The sequence below is a fragment of the Pedobacter nutrimenti genome (genome assembly GCF_003208655.1).
Classification (GTDB): domain Bacteria; phylum Bacteroidota; class Bacteroidia; order Sphingobacteriales; family Sphingobacteriaceae; genus Pedobacter; species Pedobacter nutrimenti.
In genome coordinates this window covers 512,376-528,764 of record NZ_QKLU01000004.1, presented here as the reverse complement: position 1 = coordinate 528,764, position 16,389 = coordinate 512,376, and the positions used below count along the sequence as shown (strand labels likewise).

Annotated in this window: 17 protein-coding genes; 3 read left to right on the top strand and 14 right to left on the bottom strand. The window is 41.9% G+C overall.

Annotation, left to right across the window (positions count from 1 at the left end; genetic code table 11):
- Positions 1–158 precede the first annotated feature (158 nt).
- Entirely contained in the window at positions 159–887 is a 729-nt protein-coding gene (locus B0O44_RS13855; protein ID WP_110831531.1) for a DUF4595 domain-containing protein, read from the top strand.
- Here B0O44_RS13855 and B0O44_RS13850 read toward each other — a convergent pair.
- The 9 genes from B0O44_RS13850 to B0O44_RS13810 all read right to left on the bottom strand — a co-directional run bounded on the left by B0O44_RS13850 (position 884) and on the right by B0O44_RS13810 (position 9,127).
- Entirely contained in the window at positions 884–1,558 is a 675-nt protein-coding gene (locus B0O44_RS13850) for an alpha/beta fold hydrolase (RefSeq protein ID WP_110831529.1), read from the bottom strand. The genes B0O44_RS13855 and B0O44_RS13850 overlap by 4 nt on opposite strands.
- A gap of 27 nt (positions 1,559–1,585) precedes the next feature.
- Positions 1,586–2,578 (bottom strand): DUF6624 domain-containing protein, encoded by a 993-nt coding sequence (locus tag B0O44_RS13845; RefSeq protein WP_146229835.1) that lies wholly within the window; start codon positions 2,576–2,578, stop codon positions 1,586–1,588.
- A gap of 137 nt (positions 2,579–2,715) precedes the next feature.
- Positions 2,716–3,720 carry a DUF6624 domain-containing protein gene (locus tag B0O44_RS13840; protein WP_110831525.1) on the bottom strand — a complete coding sequence of 335 codons (1,005 nt, stop codon included), beginning with the start codon at positions 3,718–3,720 and terminating at the stop codon, positions 2,716–2,718.
- A 96-nt stretch (positions 3,721–3,816) separates the two neighbouring features.
- Positions 3,817–4,371 carry a hypothetical protein gene (locus tag B0O44_RS13835; RefSeq protein ID WP_110831523.1) on the bottom strand — a complete coding sequence of 185 codons (555 nt, stop codon included), beginning with the start codon at positions 4,369–4,371 and terminating at the stop codon, positions 3,817–3,819.
- A gap of 159 nt (positions 4,372–4,530) precedes the next feature.
- Positions 4,531–4,962, bottom strand: a complete 432-nt coding sequence (locus tag B0O44_RS13830) for a hypothetical protein (RefSeq protein ID WP_110831521.1) — start codon at positions 4,960–4,962, stop codon at positions 4,531–4,533.
- A gap of 91 nt (positions 4,963–5,053) precedes the next feature.
- Positions 5,054–5,836 carry a hypothetical protein gene (locus B0O44_RS13825; RefSeq protein ID WP_110831519.1) on the bottom strand — a complete coding sequence of 261 codons (783 nt, stop codon included), beginning with the start codon at positions 5,834–5,836 and terminating at the stop codon, positions 5,054–5,056.
- Positions 5,837–5,858: 22 nt separating this feature from the next.
- The gene (locus B0O44_RS13820) at positions 5,859–7,079 is read right to left on the bottom strand and encodes an OmpA family protein (RefSeq protein WP_170123335.1); all 1,221 of its coding nucleotides are present in this window, start codon (positions 7,077–7,079) and stop codon (positions 5,859–5,861) included.
- Between the two features lie 2 nt (positions 7,080–7,081).
- On the bottom strand, positions 7,082–8,188 hold the full coding sequence (locus tag B0O44_RS13815) for a Kelch repeat-containing protein (RefSeq protein WP_110831515.1): 1,107 nt from the start codon (positions 8,186–8,188) through the stop codon (positions 7,082–7,084).
- 81 nt (positions 8,189–8,269) lie between these two features.
- On the bottom strand, positions 8,270–9,127 hold the full coding sequence (locus B0O44_RS13810) for a helix-turn-helix domain-containing protein (protein WP_110831513.1): 858 nt from the start codon (positions 9,125–9,127) through the stop codon (positions 8,270–8,272).
- 233 nt (positions 9,128–9,360) lie between these two features.
- On the opposite strand from B0O44_RS13810, the gene B0O44_RS13805 reads away from it, so the two are divergent.
- Entirely contained in the window at positions 9,361–11,172 is a 1,812-nt protein-coding gene (locus B0O44_RS13805) for a M1 aminopeptidase family protein (protein WP_146229834.1), read from the top strand.
- Positions 11,173–11,229: 57 nt separating this feature from the next.
- Here the strand turns inward: B0O44_RS13805 and B0O44_RS13800 are convergent, their stop codons facing one another.
- Entirely contained in the window at positions 11,230–11,910 is a 681-nt protein-coding gene (locus B0O44_RS13800) for a hypothetical protein (protein WP_110831509.1), read from the bottom strand.
- 125 nt (positions 11,911–12,035) lie between these two features.
- On the opposite strand from B0O44_RS13800, the gene B0O44_RS13795 reads away from it, so the two are divergent.
- Positions 12,036–13,304, top strand: a complete 1,269-nt coding sequence (locus B0O44_RS13795; protein WP_110831507.1) for a hypothetical protein — start codon at positions 12,036–12,038, stop codon at positions 13,302–13,304.
- 37 nt (positions 13,305–13,341) lie between these two features.
- On the opposite strand, the gene B0O44_RS13790 is transcribed toward B0O44_RS13795, so the two are convergent.
- The 4 genes from B0O44_RS13790 to B0O44_RS13775 form a co-directional block, all read right to left on the bottom strand.
- Positions 13,342–14,037, bottom strand: coding sequence for an alpha/beta hydrolase (locus B0O44_RS13790; protein ID WP_110831504.1), 696 nt, complete (start codon positions 14,035–14,037; stop codon positions 13,342–13,344).
- A 119-nt stretch (positions 14,038–14,156) separates the two neighbouring features.
- The gene (locus tag B0O44_RS13785) at positions 14,157–14,651 is read right to left on the bottom strand and encodes an acyl-CoA thioesterase (protein WP_110831502.1); all 495 of its coding nucleotides are present in this window, start codon (positions 14,649–14,651) and stop codon (positions 14,157–14,159) included.
- Positions 14,652–14,678: 27 nt separating this feature from the next.
- Positions 14,679–15,677, bottom strand: a complete 999-nt coding sequence (locus B0O44_RS13780; RefSeq protein WP_110831500.1) for a hypothetical protein — start codon at positions 15,675–15,677, stop codon at positions 14,679–14,681.
- A 3-nt stretch (positions 15,678–15,680) separates the two neighbouring features.
- Positions 15,681–16,274, bottom strand: a complete 594-nt coding sequence (locus B0O44_RS13775) for a TetR/AcrR family transcriptional regulator (protein ID WP_110831497.1) — start codon at positions 16,272–16,274, stop codon at positions 15,681–15,683.
- Between the last annotated feature and the right edge of the window lie 115 nt (positions 16,275–16,389).

Here is a 16,389-nt window from a genome sequence, read left to right as displayed (position 1 = left end):
TAATGCAATTAAGTTACAATAATAGGTCGAATATTTGAAACCTCTATTTAATTTTTCGGTGGGACAAATGTCCTTGCAGCAAGGAAAACAGAACATTTACTTTGCCGGCGGATTACAAAACATTTGAATTTTAAAAAGGAATTATACACACAAAAAATATGAAAAAATCTATCTTATTGCTCCCGCTGCTGGTACTGCTGATCACATCCTGTAAAAAAAACAATAAACCCACCGATGCAATAAAAAACAACTGCTTATTAGCGGAAAGCAGTTATAAGCTGAAACTTAATGCTGGTTCTGGGCTAACGCAGTATACCTATGACCAGCAGGGAAGGGTGACCACTGTAAAATACAATGGTACCCTGGATCAGTATGTATACTCCAATGACCAGATCTTGTTAAAGAAAAATAGCGGGCTCATTGTGACGTATAAACTGGATGCCGCTGGCCGCATTATTAGAGAAAGCTATTCTGATCATCCTGATAAAATAGATTTTATCTATAATGCTGAAGGCTATTTAATTCAAAGTGCCGAAACATTGGGCAATTATACCTTTGTTACAAAATATGCTTATACAAATGGTAACCTCAGTACGGTTGAGGACCGCCGAGGAATACTGAATATTTTTTATAACAATGATGCCGCAGCAAACAATTTTATAGATGATCATGGGGACGAGAATGAACTGCCAGCCCATTACAATGGGCCTTTAAAATATTATTTTGGTAAGACTTCAAAAAACCTGATTTCAAAAATTGCCGACAACCATGGTTACACCGAAGAATATATTTATCAGAAGGATACCAGGGGTAATATCGCAGCACTGCAGGTTAACGCCAGCAATGGTAAAGGTTATGTTTTACAGCTGAAGTATAATTGTGACTAGTGGAGCTTGTCCGGATATGAGGCGTTTAAAACGTTGTTGATCACCTGTGAAATTTCTTTAGCATTTGCATAGACCATAAAGTGACCGCCACCTTGAAGCACCACATCGGGCCGGGTATATTTCATGGGCAAAACATGGTCTGCATTGCCATGGATATGGGTCAGGTTTAAAGGTTTCTCTTTGTTCCGCCAGTTAAGGATACAGGTGAGTGCCCATTTGATGAATACTGGGTCACTGTCTGCAACCAGCTGTTTGAGTAAGTTCAGTTCATCTTTGCTTTTGGCACCTAAAAATTTCAGGCCAAAACTATTGACATTTTTCATCTGACTTGCCGGAACTATTTTTTCCAGTCCCAATCGTCCTGCAGACCGGTAATACCAGGGCAATTCCCGGTAAAAGGGAACGCTGGAAATCAGAAAAGTGTGTACAGGTTTAAGGTATTTCGAGATTTCAGTGGCCAGCATGCCTCCAAAGGACAAACCGACCAGGTAAAATGGAAGGGAATCATCAATTCCCTGAGACAGTCTGCCTGCATAATGCTCAAGGGATTCCTTTGGCAGCGGATCAATCCAGTCCAGATAATGCAGCTGGGCACCAGCAGGAAAATCCAGCTTACCGAAAGCCCTTCGGTCTGCGCCCAGACCGCTGATGAGATAAATACGCATGGTCATAGGCACTAAAATAAACAAATTGGCCCACTAATCTTTAACTGCAAATTTCTTGATCAGTTCTGGTAATTCCTTTTTATAGGTTTCTATATTCCATTTTTTTTGAGGATCTTCTAAATATTCCGCAATGGGTTCTAAGCCAACGCTTGCCCGTCTTTTATCTAAATTGTCCAGATCCTGTACGGGGAAAAGATAATTCTGGTACAGCTGGCTTCCATAAATTTGTCTCTTTTTTTCCCGCATCAAAATACGGTCTTCCAGAAAGGCCAGGCTCCATGCGGCTACTTTTCCTTCTGCAGCAGCTTTACGAACAATGGGCAGATAGGTTTGCTGGGTGGTCAGGTCAGCATGCTGAATGATCAGAAAAAGGCCCTGGTTGCCTTTGTAACCCACCTGCTGCGGGGATAACCACCCATAAGTGCTGATCAGGTTTTTGGCTTTTGCCAAATTGATGGAATCTTGTCTTTTGATCACCTTCCAAAGATCTTTCTCTTCTGCAGAATTGGAACCTTTTTCCTTCCGGATCTTATCGAGTTTGAGCCGCTCTGTCTGGTCGTTCTCCTCCATCAATTGGAGTTGCCGGCTAAGGTCCTGATTCAGGTTTGCCTCAAATTTTTCTTTTTTTGTTTTGGCCTGGGCAAGCAGTTTCTCCCATTTTGGAAGTTTCCGGAGGTTTTCAAAATCGGCATCTTTGACCAGCATATTATAAAATTCGCCCGGATCATTCCAGGACCTGATCAGGTTTTTATGGTCCTGGATAATGTCTTCCAGGTATTTAAATGCTTTATCTGGTTTTCCGGCCAGGCTCCAGGTACAGGCCGCATTATAGAATTCTTCCTGGACAGACTTGTTCCCGTTTGCTTTGAAGGCTTTTTCGTAATAAGCCGCAGCCTGCTGAAAGTTCTTTTTCTTGTAAGCTGCTCTGGCACTGTCCAGATCAGTAAAATAAGAAAACTGTTGCGCTTTTGAAGAGAGGCCGATGGTGATCAACAGGGACAATAATAAAATACGTTTGAACATCATGGTTTTCGGTTTAATAAATGATCTGCTAAAGATCTGCCGAATTTCAGGTAAAAAATTGTAGAAATCGGACAGCAAGAAAAAAGGGGAATTAGAATACAGTGCTTGATTATGGAAACTAAAATAAACAAATTGGTCCACTAATCTTTAACTGCAAATTCTTTTACAAGCTCTTGTAGTTGTTTTTTATAGGCCTCAGTATCCCATTCTAAGTTAAAGCCTTTTAAATAGGCCGAGATAGACCCTAAACCAACACTTGCCCGCTTTTTATCGAGGTTAGTTACGTCTTGTACCGGAAAAAGATAGTACTTCCCATTTGTCCCCCGCAACTGGCTTCCATAAATTTGTTTTCGATTTTCCCGCATCAATATGCGATCTTCCAGTAAGGCGAGGCTACTGGCAGATATCTTTCCTTCTGCAATCGATTTTCGCATAAGAGGAAGGTATTGCTTTTGCGTAGCCAGATCGGCATGCTGAATGATCAGAAAAAGTGCCTGGTTACCTTTGTAGCCTACTTGTTGCGGCGATAACCAGCCATGGCTTTGGATTAGTGCTTTTGCTTTGATCAGATTGATGGAATCCTGCGCGTCGATGACTTTCCAAAGGGCCTTTTCTTCTGCAGAATTAAACCCCTTTTCCTTTTGGATTTTATTCAGTTCCAGTCTACCTTTCTGATCTTCTTCTCTCATTGTTTTAAGTTGTTCAGTAAGCCCCTGATCCAGATTTGCCTCAAACTTTTCTTTTTTTGTTTTGGCCCGGGCAAGCAATTTTTCCCATTTTGGAAGTTTCCGGAGGTTTTCAAAATCGGCATCTTTAACCAGCATATTATAAAATTCGCCCGGATCGTTCCAGGACCTGATTATGTTTTTATGGTCCTGGATAATGTCTTCCAGGTATTTAAATGCCTTGTCTGGTTTTCCTGCCAGGCTCCAGGTACAGGCTGCATTATAGAATTCACCTTGTACAGATTTGTTCCCGTTCGATTTGAATGCTTTTTCGTAATAAGTCCCGGCCCGTTGAAAGTCTTTTTTATTGTAAGCTGCATTAGCACTGTCCAGATCAGTAAAATAAGAAAACTGTTGCGCTTTTAAAGAGAGGCCGATGGTGATCAGCAGGGACAAGAATAAAATACGATTGAATATCATGGCTTTCGGTTTAATAAATGATCTGTTAAAGATCTGCCGAATTTCAGGTGAAAAATTGTAGAAATCGGACAGCGATCAAAAAATGAAAAAACCAGATTAGGAATTGCTTTTAAAAAGTTCGGTTAAAAATTCCTGCATTTTTTCTTCGGACCACGATTTTGAAGTTGCAGAAAAACCGTAAACAAAACCTTTTTTACAGCCAAAAACAAAAATGGTATTGGTCGTATATGCTTTGTCTGCCTTTGCCTGCCAAACGATAAATCCTTTTTCAGATTCATCTTTGAGGATTTTTATGGTCAGGCCCTGTTGTTGCCAGTATTCACTGTCCCATTTTACAAATTCACTGACCAATTGCTGGTCCGAAAAGGCCGCTTTAAAAAATGGGTATTTATTCGCCGGGTTCTTGGAAACCGAAAGGATAGTAGAATCACCGTTTTTAAAGAAATGCTGTTTGCTGACCTGGTTATAGCTGGTTTTTTCCCATTGGCCCGGAATTCCGATATTTCCATGGGGCAGCATCACCTGAACGGTCTGGTCTTTCTTTTTGTCATAGGTTGTAGAAAAAATCATGCTTTGAGCAGCGCTGTTAAAGGAATACAAAGCTATAATTAAGAATACTGGAAGTTGGATCAGGTGTTTTTTAAAATTCATAAATTGATAATGGGTTGTAGGATTTTCTTTTGTGCTGTATCAGGCATGGGTAATGATAAATATAATACATGCTAATGATTTTTGTTTGATAAGGTATGAATACATAGAAAGGGTCTGTTGCTAACTGGCAACAAACCCTTTGTATACAGTCAATCAGTTTTAATCACCATAAAATAACATCCCTCCCGGGCTTACCGGAAGTACATCGGCCATTAAGATTCCATTGTTGTAACCTCTGTAATATTCTTTGGTCAAAGGATCCGGCTCTACCTGGTAATCATGGCGGTTAGAATGAAATCGGTTTTCCCAGGCACTTACGAAGTTATCATACTCCGGACCCCACAGACCAAACACTTGTCCCTGTAACCCGCCATTTCCACCACCAAATGGTTTTGAGGGATCGTATGGGGTGTTGTCAGACTGGTAATAACCACCACCACCTGTGTCGGGGATCGCATTGTAGGCATTTTTAATTAATAATTGAGCATCCCTGTACCCTTTGTTGTAATAATCAGTAGGTGTAACAGGGGCCTGTGCATGCAGGTTATAGGTTAAACCCAGCACGAAAAGCATTAAAATAATTTTTTTCATAAAGAAGTGATTTAGTAAGGGTTAACTTAGTGATTTTTCCTGAATTAACGAGAAATTCTTTTGAAAGATAACACTTTGTTAAAATACACTATCAATGTTTACCCAGCATGCCGGCAAGTCCTTTTTTACTCAGATCAATGATTTTGTAACCAACCGTAGAAACGCTGAATGTTTTTTTGGTGATGCTTTTTGTTTCCATGTCTTTTACCCCTCCATTTGAAGACATTTCTACCAGGAGGTAATTTTTATTCAGGACGGGGATTGCCATAGGGTTGTTTTTTAGTTCTGCAGCTTTTTTAGCATCTATAGTACCTGCCATTGCCTTGCTGCCTGCGCCCATGGTGTAAATTTTTATGGGGTTAAAATCTACTTTGGCGTAATACGAATAGCCCTTTCCACCTTCATTTTTGATTTCATATTCTACAGCGGTATAACCACATATTGTTTTTGTTTTACCGGTTGTCCTAACCGTCATGTCGTCTTTAGTTTTAACTGCTGGCAGTTTTTTATGGGCCAGCTGTTCGGCCATTTCTTTACTCATTTTCGCTCCGTCACCAATCACCCTGGCCATTTTTAATACCGTAATGGTTTTACGGGCATCGCTAAACATCAGCGTTGTTCCATCATTGGTGTAAACCATTAAACTCATTTCTCCATCGCTTTTTGCATCGGGCTTTATGGCGGCGTAATCTCCGTTAATGCTAAAGTAGTAAGTCATGGTTTGCGTGCCATCTTCCCCATGCATTTGCTGAACCACTTCTCTTTCAAAAGTGATGCTTTGGGGAATACCTGAAGCCGGCATAAGGGCTCTTGTTGGGTTGATGGCCGGTACCAGGCAGGTACCCAATAATGCCAAACATAGTATGGTTTTCATCTCTTAGTTTTTATGGCTTCTGTTAGGATACTTTAATAAATTCTACTCTTCTGTTGCTGGCTTTACCTTCGCTGCTGGTGTTTGCAGAAAGGGGTTGTGATGCGCCTTTTCCATCGGTTTGCATTCGGGAGGCATCGATACCAAATTCTTTACTAAAAGCAGCTTTGACTGCTTCTGCTCTTTTTTGGGACAAGTTCAGGTTGGCTGCCGGATCTCCGTCACTATCGGTATGGCCCACAATTTTTACTTTTAAATCAGGGTTGTCCTGCAGCACCTGGGCAATTTGTTTTAGGGTAGCATAAGATGCCGCTGTAATGGCAGATGCATTTACATCAAATAAAATTCCGGTGGTGGAAAGTTTCCCTTCAGACAGGAGTTTATTGCGCATGTCTGGCGTACCCGAGGCCAGTTTCACATTTGTGATCAGCCAGTTGCTACCGTCATTGTTTTGTTCTGTCGTAAAACGGATGGCATTGTAATTTTCTGGTCCCGGCAGTACGGCAGGCAAATCACATACTTTATTTTCATTGAGGTAAACCCGGACCCTGCTTTTTTGACGCGATACGGCAACATGATAATTTTGAATGTGTTTACGGTCCAGTCCTGTAACCTGGGTTTCATTGTTCAATACTTTATCACCATTGGGCTTATAACTTTCATATTGAAAATAACCCCGGTAGGGGCTAACCAGAAACTGGGCATAGGCCGTATGATAGATAAAATGATCTTTTTTAAAATCGACGTGGGCCAGTTGAAAACCAAAGCCAGCGGTATTTGGCCCGGCAGCTGCAGCTGGGGGAATAAAAACCACATCGTATTCCAGGGTGAAATTATCCGGTAAGGTTTTTATGGCCAGTGGGATATATATCCCTTCTTTAGATACATTCAGCCATTTTCCGGTTTTGCGTTCTACGCTCATCACTTCTCCCGAAGCATTGGTATTCCATTTGCCCGGAAAATCACCAATGGCATCAGAAGCAAAATCATCGTAGGCAATGATTTTTTCACCAGGAACAAAATCGTATTTGCTATAGGTTTTCAAAGAAACATTGCCTTCATTTTTTGTCCCGGCTGTTGAAGAGCTGCTATTGGCCGAGCCTTTTCCGGAGCTTACTTTATCTATTTTCCGGTCCACTGCTTCGTTTACCTTTTGGTTGATTTTATCCTTCAGGTGACCTAAAAACTGGGCCTGGCTATATTGGGCAAACAATAAGCCTGCACCAAGTATGATGATTGTTTTCATAATTATTTTGATAAGGTAAATACATCTGCAGATTTCAGAATGAACTGACCATTGTAACCTGCGGCAATCACCACCTGGTTGCCTGCTGTAGCTGCAGCTCCGTTCATTCTCGTTCCACTCATTTCGGTGGTTGACCATTGTCCGGTAATGGTATCATAAATGTCTACGGTTTTCAGTACAGTGCTGTATTGACCTACACCTTTAATTCCGCCAGCGAAAAATATTTTATTACCAATGGCTGTGGCTTGTAAATCTGCGCGGGCTTCACTAAGTTGTGCTACAGACCATTGACCGGTAGTGGTGTCATAAATATCTACTGTTTTTACCGGGCTGGCGGCTGAATTACCGCCTGCAAATACGATCTTTCCACCGGAAGCTGCAGCAGCCAGTTCTGAACGGGCTTGGCTTAGTTTTGCGGTTGTCCATAGTTTGGTGCTGGCATCGTAAATGTCTACCGCATTGGAATCGCCCTGCCCGCTGATCCCTCCGGCAAATGCGATTTTATTGCCCGTGCTTGCTCCGGCAAGATAAAAACGGGCAACGCTTAATTGTCCTGTGCTCCAGGTTTGTGTATTGGTGTCATAGATGTCTATGGTATTTAACGGCCCTGAAGTATTGTACCCCCCGGCAAATATGATGCTGTTGCCGGCGGCAGCGGCAGCCAAATTAGAACGGGCAATACTCAATTGTCCCGAGGTCCAGGTTTGTGTATTGTCCCGGTAAATGTCTACGGCCTTGGATGGACCGGTGGCGTTTATTCCACCTGCAAATATCACCTGGTTTCCTGCAGAGGCTGCTGCAGGAAACTCTCTGGCTTCACTCAGCTGGGCCGTTGTCCAGTTCCCTGTACTGCTGTCATAAATATCTACTGCTTTTGAAAATAAGGGAGCAGTAAAACCTCCTGCGAACAGCATTTTGCTGCCTGTTGCAGCACCTGCCAAACCAATTCTGGCTTCAGACAGCATGGCTGTTCCGGAAAAGGTAATGGTATTGAAACCGTTGTTGTTATTGTTGTTGTCGGGGTCGGTCATTTTGCTTTTGCTGCAGGAAAACTGCAGTCCGCAAAATAAGATTGCAGCAAACAGGCAGCTTTTTTGAATTGTTTTCATGGCTTTGGTTTTCAGTTGGTTATTTATACCATACTAAGTTACACCAGCCTTAAGCCCCGGAAATAGTAAAAAAGCGCCAGATTAGTTAATGTCCTTACCAAAGCGTTCCCGCATGGGCAATGGAAGCTGTTTGAGAAATGAACTGGGCGTATGCCCGGTAAAGGTTTTGAAATCTTTGATCAGGTGCATCTGATCAAAATAAGTATAACTGTTTGCAATATCTGTCCAGTTTCTTTCGGGATAAATCATTTTGCATTGAAGGGCTTTGTTAAAGCGGACCACCCTGGCCAGTAGTTTTGGGGAAATACCTACCTGTTCTATGAAATGCCGTTCCAGACCTCTGATGCTCAGGTTGACCTGGCTGGCCAATGCGCCAATATTTAAAGGTGCGCTGGATTGTTGTATAATCCATGAGGCTGCAGTGATGTTCTCAATATTGTTTTTTGGAAGGTTTTTTAAAAAAGCCTTTAAAAAAAATTGATCTGCAGCTTGTGCCATTTCCTGCATGCAGGCCGATTCTTCCAGTTGTTCCTGTAAAAACCGGGCATTTACACCAACGACATCGTCTGTATGGAGCAAACGGTCGCTTAAATGCGAAAAAGGAATATTAAAAATGCGGAAAAAACCATTGGCGATAAACTCCACAGAAAAGAAACGGTAAACTCCGTTAAAATTAAGATGCCCCTTAAAGCTGGTTTGCAACCCCAGCAAGGGCCGTTCATTAAGGTTAACCTTTTGTATGGTTTCTGTCGTGCCGAACAAGGATGGTGTATGGCTAAACAATGGGGTTTTGCTCAGCCAAAAGGTCATAAAAGACTGATCAATGGCATGGATCAGTCTGGGTACATCCTGGCCGCCGGTATTCAGTTCCCGCAAACTATAACACCTGATGTAGTTGCGCAGGGCCACCGAGGGCAGCTGTTCTGTAATTGTCATCATAACAAATCCTAAGTTGATGTTTTCCGGGTCCACATCAGGCTTTTGGCCTTTTCTTCAAGGTTTGATACAACAAATAAAGAAAGAGCGGTTGAAGCGTCTTATATCACTTATTATTTCAATATGGAATATACGATTTATTTATAACAATCCAGATGGACCAGGCAACCTTTTTTGAATTGTGGTGTCCTTTGCTTACCAATACCTTTTCTGATTTACAAATAAAAAGATTTACAATGAAGATCCTGTTTTATTCCCTTTTACTAAGTATGTTCCTGATGACCGTTAACTGCTTTGCCCAAGCCGGTGCCGACATTAATTTGAAACGAAGTATCGCGCTGATCGATTCTGCATTTCAAAAAGAGGATATTGAAGGATTTAATAAAATTGTACCTCTGAAAGGGATGCAGGAATTTTATGCCTATGCGGTAAACAAAAAGTTAAAAAAGGCATCGGGGGCCTCTAAAATTATCCGTTTGGATAAAGATAGCGCCTGGGTTTTTTTAAGCGGAATGGCTTTTTACGGGAATTCGGGTGATGAAACCAGTTTAGCGGATTATTACACTGGAATTTATAAATTTCAACGTACAGGTCTTTTATGGGAAGTAAAAGACCGGCTGAACATTGACCGTTTAAATCAAATCAAAAAACACAAGCTCGGATTAGATGTGCTGCCTGGAAAAGAGATAAAAGTTAAAGACACCCTGAGCATTGATGTTAATGATTTCTTTGGCTTCGCCCTCAAACTAAACCACAAAGCCAAACTGGAAAAGTTACTGCTGAATAATGCTAAAACGGATTTTACATTTGGAGGTGGTTTATTATGGGTAAATACCAGATTGAAGAAAAAGCAGCAGCTGATTATTCATTATACCATAGAGGTCGAAAGCGATGAGAAAGACAAAAATTCAGCCTATTTTTCACAAGCCTACGGACACATGCGCAACCAATATTTCTGGCATCCGTTTTTCAGTTTTTCAAGTGCCAATGACCGGGCTGATTTTAACCTGTATTGTACCATTCCCAAATCCTGTCATCTGGCGACAAGTTTGCCCCAAAGGGAATCCTTAATTGGTGATGTAAGAATAATTGAAGCCAAATCAGAGCATCCGACTTTTGGTTTATCCGTTTACTATGACAGGGACTGGGAGGTGAGTACATTTAAAAAAGATCAGATTGACTTTGTCCTGTACGCAACCAAAGATTTTCTGCCCGAAAAAAAGGCCTTATATGCCGAGTTTTCTAAAAACTATGATACCCTTGAAAAGCATTTTGGTAAACCATTGGGTAGTTATTTTGGTATCGTCCAGGACAGATCGAACGGAGATGGCTGGAAAAACAGGAGCAATAGTGTTGTTGTTGCCGGAGAAAAAGGAAGTTCTTTAATCAGGGATAAACCCACTCCCAGGGCAACTTTCGGTCATGAAATTGCTCATGGCTGGACAAGTCCGGTGGGACCCGCGACTAATTTTTTAATGGAAGGCTGGGCAACTTATGCAGAATCCCTGCTTTTATCCTCAGTGTATGGTGATTCTATTGTTCATACCTTTTTTCAATCGCAAAAACAGAACTACCTGAACGGAAAATTTAATGGCAATAAATCACTTTGGGAAGATTACAGCAATAGCGGCGTTTCTTACAGCAAGGGCTCCTGGGTGTTCTATATGCTGGAGCATCAGCTGGGCAAAAAAAATATGTCTGCTTTAATGGCAAATTTTATCCGTTCGGGCGATCAGTCTGTTCAATCTTTTATCCGTCAGTCCAGCCGCGTTTCCGGTAAAAATATGGAGCCTTTTTTGTTCAGCTGGTTAAAGAGTAAAGAAATTCCTGTGTTGGCCATTCAGCAATCTGCTAAGCAGCTTAAAATTTCCCAGCAGAACGATATTTTTGTCTTTCCGCTGGAGTTTAAACTCAAGCTAAAGGATGGGGCTTATCTGAATAAAGTGGTTAACATCAACAGCAAAGAACAGCTTTTGAATATTACAGAGGGCGAAATAGAAAGTTACAGCGTCGACCCTGAAAACAAAGTCCTGTTTACGTTGAAGTAACATTCTCCTTTAAAAAGCATCTTTACAATTTTGTAAAGATGCTTTTATATTCAACGGTTACCTGGAAGTTATCTTTAAATTTTTCCAGTCTCCACCTGAACCATTGCCGGCCCAATAGCCGATCATTTTCCCCCAGGTATTGACCAGAGGTTTTAAGGTAAGGGCTGCATCTTTATTTCCGTTTACATAAACACTGATTTGTTTTTCAGAGACCTGTATTTTTACGTGGAACCATTCATTCGGATTGGGTGGGGTCGATATGGGCTGTTCATATTGATTCGGAAAATTGTCCCTCAGGGTTGGCCAGTCGTGTCTTGGCATGGCAATGTATTGTACTGCATGTGATTTTCTAACCGGATCGGCTGCAAGAAAATTAAAAGGCCTAAAATAGATGCATTGATAAGTGGTGTCATTTAATCCGTTAAAAGCAATTCCAACAAAACTGCTCTGGAGCGTGTCTTTCCCTTTTACATCAAATTCGATGGTGCCATTGGTAAATGTTTTGTTCTTTATCCAGGCGATGCCGGCACCCTCCACTTCGTTAAGGTGCAGTGCATCAGATTTCTTATCCAGATGCATGCTCCGGTTAACGACCCTGTAGGCCTGGGTTGAATTCTGTGCCAGTATAATTTTAGGACTTGCTATACCGGTAATCAGGAGCAGCAAAATGCTACCTTTAAAAAGATTGTTTTTTGAGGAACGAAGGTGCTTGAAGAGGGCTTTTACTGTTTTTGTCATATCTTGTCTTGATTTAAATGGATGAGGTACAAATTTGAATAATAACCTGTCCGCAAACCATTCAATGCGGCGCCAAGTTTGTGCAAATGCATGCAAGTCTTTAAATTGATTGACCAAAAAAGAGAATGAACAACAGTCCGGAGCTACAACATCTTAAAAAATGTCTGGAATTAATAGAAAGCAAACTTGGCCGTGGGCTTGCACAGGACTGGACAGGTTATGATTTCGAAAAACTCAGCATTGAAATTCAGGAAGCTACGGCTGTGGTTTTGAGTGTCACTACATTGAAACGATTATGGGGGAGGCTGAAATATACCAGTATGCCCGCAATAACAACGTTGAACACCTTAGCAAAATTTTTAGGGTATAAAGATTGGAGGGACTTTAAAAATGAGGTGCCGGGAGGGCAGGCAGAACAGTCAGTTTTACGAATTGCGGACGCGAAAAAAAATACCTGGAATTGGAAATATGGGTTAATGGGCTTGTCCCTGCTGCTAATTGCGGTTTGTGTTTTACTTTTAACAAAAGTTGGGGCCAGTGCCCATTTTGATTTTTCTGACTATACCTTCAGCAGCAATAAAATCAAAACAGAAGGGCTGCCCAATTCGGTCATCTTTAATTATGATGCCAGGGCTGCGGACGCAGATTCTGTATTTATTGCACAGTCCTGGGATGTAAGCCGTAAAGTATCTGTGCCTAAAATGGAACATACTTATTCGGCTATTTATTATCAGCCCGGTTATTACCGGGCAAAGCTGATCGTTGGCTCCCAGATCGTAAAAGAGCATGATTTGATGATTTCATCAGGTGGCTGGTTGGCGATGATCTATAAAAACAGTGATGTCCCCTTGTATTTTAAAAAAAATGAAGTACTTAAAGAGCATGAGATACAGGTCAATGAAGAGCTGCTTTCTAAATACAATGTTCTGCTGCAGCCTTCATTGCCGGCTTTGCGTTTTTATAACGTAAGGGATTTGGGCGCTCTGAAGAATGACAACTTTATTTTTGAAACGATGGTAAAGAGTGAATTTCAGCAAGGGACTGCGGCCTGTCAGCGGGTAGAAGTGTTAATCCTTTGCAAGAATGATGTGATTGCTGTTCCGCTTTGCTCTAAAGGCTGTATTGGGGATATTTACCTATATGCTGCAGGAAAGGAGGTGTTAAGCAAGCGTGCCGACCTGTCTGGGTTTGGCTGTGACCTGGGGCGGTGGGTAAAACTTAGGGTCGAAAGCCACAACCGGGATATGCGTTTTTTTGTTAATGGGTTGGAAGCTTACAGGCTTAAATTTTCCAATAAACCTAGTGATATTATAGGCTTGCAATACCGTTTTAATGGTACGGGTGCGGTTAAAGATACCCGTTTTATAAATGAAGGGCAGGTGATTGATTTTTAAAAGCTCCGGACCATTAAGTCCGGAGCTTTTCTATTGATTACCCAACAGCTTCCGCTGCTTCTTTAACCAGGGCAATGATCTCTTTTGGATGACTGGCCAGTGAAGCATGGCTTGAATTCAGGTGAATGATTTTTTTGGCTTTAATATGATCTGCCATTTCCTGTTGTGTTTGTGGTGGGATCATATGGTCATGATCGGACACCTGGTACCAGCTTGGTTTTGTTTTCCATGCGGGTGTGGTGGTGGCGTCACCAAAACACTGGTTATGGATGGCTTTTTGCGCCAATGACATCACCAGGGCTTCTTCTTCAGGAAGGTCTGCGCAGAAGTGTTTATGAAACTCATCATATTTAATCCATAAATAGCCTTTACTGTCCGGATAAATGCTGGCACCTCCGGCAGGCTGTTCCCTGCGTGAAAATATACCGCCTAAACTATCTCCTTCATCGGGAGCAAATGCGGCAACATAAACAAGGCCCACAACCTGGTCGTGGTTTCCGGCACCGGTAATAACAGCACCTCCATAGGAATGCCCTACCAACAGGACTTTTCCCTTTTGCGCATCAATTAAATCTTTGGTTTTTTGAATGTCATCTGCCAGAGAAGTCAGCGGGTTTTGAACGCTCCGGACTTTATAGCCTTCTTTATGCAATACCGGAATAATGTGTTTCCAGTGAGAGCCATCGCCCCAGGCCCCATGAACGAAAATAATCGTTAGATCTTTGTTTGCCATAGTGTTTTGTTTTAATGTAGGTTAAATGAATTCGCAGTAAAGGGGAGGGCGCCAATTGTACCTGAATATGTAAAAGTCATGTGAACAACACATCAGGGGTACATTAAGTTTTTGTCAGTTTAACTTTTGAGGTCCATTTTCAGCGCTTTAATTCTTCCTGCAATACCCGCTTCAAAATCGATGTTTTGCAGTACAACACTTTCTGCGAACTCCATAAAACTTTCCGGGTGCTGGGCCCTTTTTCCGCTTTTAACTTCTACGGGAACAAAAGTGGTCCAGAGAATTGATTTTAAAGAATTTTCCTGTTCATCCATCATTACGCTCTCTACAATGAGTTCCGAAGCTGCAATTTTAATGACGGCCGTGCGTATGCAGACTTTATCATAATAAATCACAGGCCTGAGGTATTTAATTTCATGACTACCCACTACCCATCCGATACCTGTTTTAACATAGTCCATAATGCGAAGCTGGTAGGCTTCCCATAAATGTTCTTCCCGGGCATTTATAAAATACTCCAGGTATTTGATGTTGTTTAAATGCCCCATAATGTCACAGTCAGAAATGGTAATGGTTACATAGGATTTTGGGGTCTTGATCAGCTTGTTTTCCATATAAACTTATTTAAAATTGTAGTTGTGCTATTGTTTAGGGTCCAGGCTTTTCAGGTACCCATTAATCAGGCTGATGCCTTCTGTATGCAATAAGGTTGTACCCAGTTTAGGCATATGGTAAATACCTGGACTGCTCATTCTTTCTATAATGTTTCTTTTGTTGATTCCAATGCCGGTATGACTATAGGGAACCTGGTAAGAGAGGGCCAGCGACTGGCGGTAAGCAGTTCCTCCGGGCCGGTGACAATGGGCACAATTGATATCCAGATAGGCCCTTGCGCGCTCGGTGATGCTTGCCTGCTCATTTTCATCATCAGGCATAATCGGAATTTTGGAAACAGGAATATTCATTTTCAATAGTCCTTTTTTCTGGAGATACAGCAACTGGTTTAATTTTGTTCCGTTGCGCAGAACGGTTCTGTTTAAATTGATTGCTTTGGGCCCCAATGGTATAATTTCACCCGAAAACTGATGGCAGCTTATGCAGTCTTGCGGAGCGGAGATGTGGTAAAGAACTTTGCGGTTGTTGTTTTTTTCATCTGTCCAGTTGACAGCAACATCCGAGGCCCCCGGTTGATAGAAGGCTTCGGATTGGGCCTGGTTCCAGCGATAAGTCCCGGCATTCCAGCGTCCGTTTTTCAGCAGAAGCAGCCGGGTTTCAATCAGCTGCTTCCCTTGGCTGGTATCCTTTTCGTTTTTCTGATAATAAAAGGTTTTAACCAATATGCTCCCTTCGGGATAAACGGGCAAACCGCTATCATTAATAATAACTTTTGTTCCGGGGGGAAGTTTTAGCAGGCGCTGTTTTTTTGCATAATCTGTAAAAAGAGTAGCGGAAAGCTCCTGAACTTCCAATCCGGCTGCAGGTACAAGCAGAACAGGGTTACCCTGGAAAAGTTTAAAACCAGAGAGTTTTTCAGGGAAATGGACCTGTGCCGCCCCGGTGCTTTTTTTGCTCTTGTTACAGGTCAGTATATACAAAACGGGCAATAGGATCAGCAGGACAAGAAACAGTTTTGCTTTCATAACCTATGCTGATCTGAGTTGGTCGAGATAAGTTTTAAGTTCTTTCAGATAAGCGCTGTACATCTGTGGGCCAAAAATTTTTCCCATGCTCCTGATGCCGGCATATCCGGAAATGATAAAAAGTGAAGCTTGTGCCGGATCCACCCCTGCATGGACCTTGTTCATGGCTATTCCTTTTTCCAGGCTGTTTTTAACAACGCCCTGCCAGTCTTTCATCAGGCTGGTCAGCTCTTTTTTAAAGTCTTCATTGGTGGGTGCCATTTCCTGGATCAGGTTAATGGCTGGGCAGCCATATCTGAAGTCAAAAAAACTTTGGTCCTGCAGCAGGTTCCCAATCATTTCATAAATTTCCGAAAGAGGGTCTTCTGCCCGGGTTAGTGGCTGAAAAAGGATATCCCGCATTTCTGGTCTCATTACTTCCCGGATCAGGGCAAGACCCATTTCTTCCTTATTTTTAAAATGATAAAAGAAGGCGCCTTTGGTCACTTCCATAGTCGACAGAATGTCATCGATACTGGTGGCCTGATAGCCTTTTTTATAAATCAGATCAAAGGATTTTTTCAGAATATTTAAACGGGTCGCTGCTGCCTTACTCATAAGATACCAGTTAGTATGTTTTGCAAGTATAAGAATTTTTTAGAAAAAAGGGATTAGAAAAGGACCTTAATAAAATATGCTCTGATCTGAAGGCTTCCTATGACCTGGGCGATCG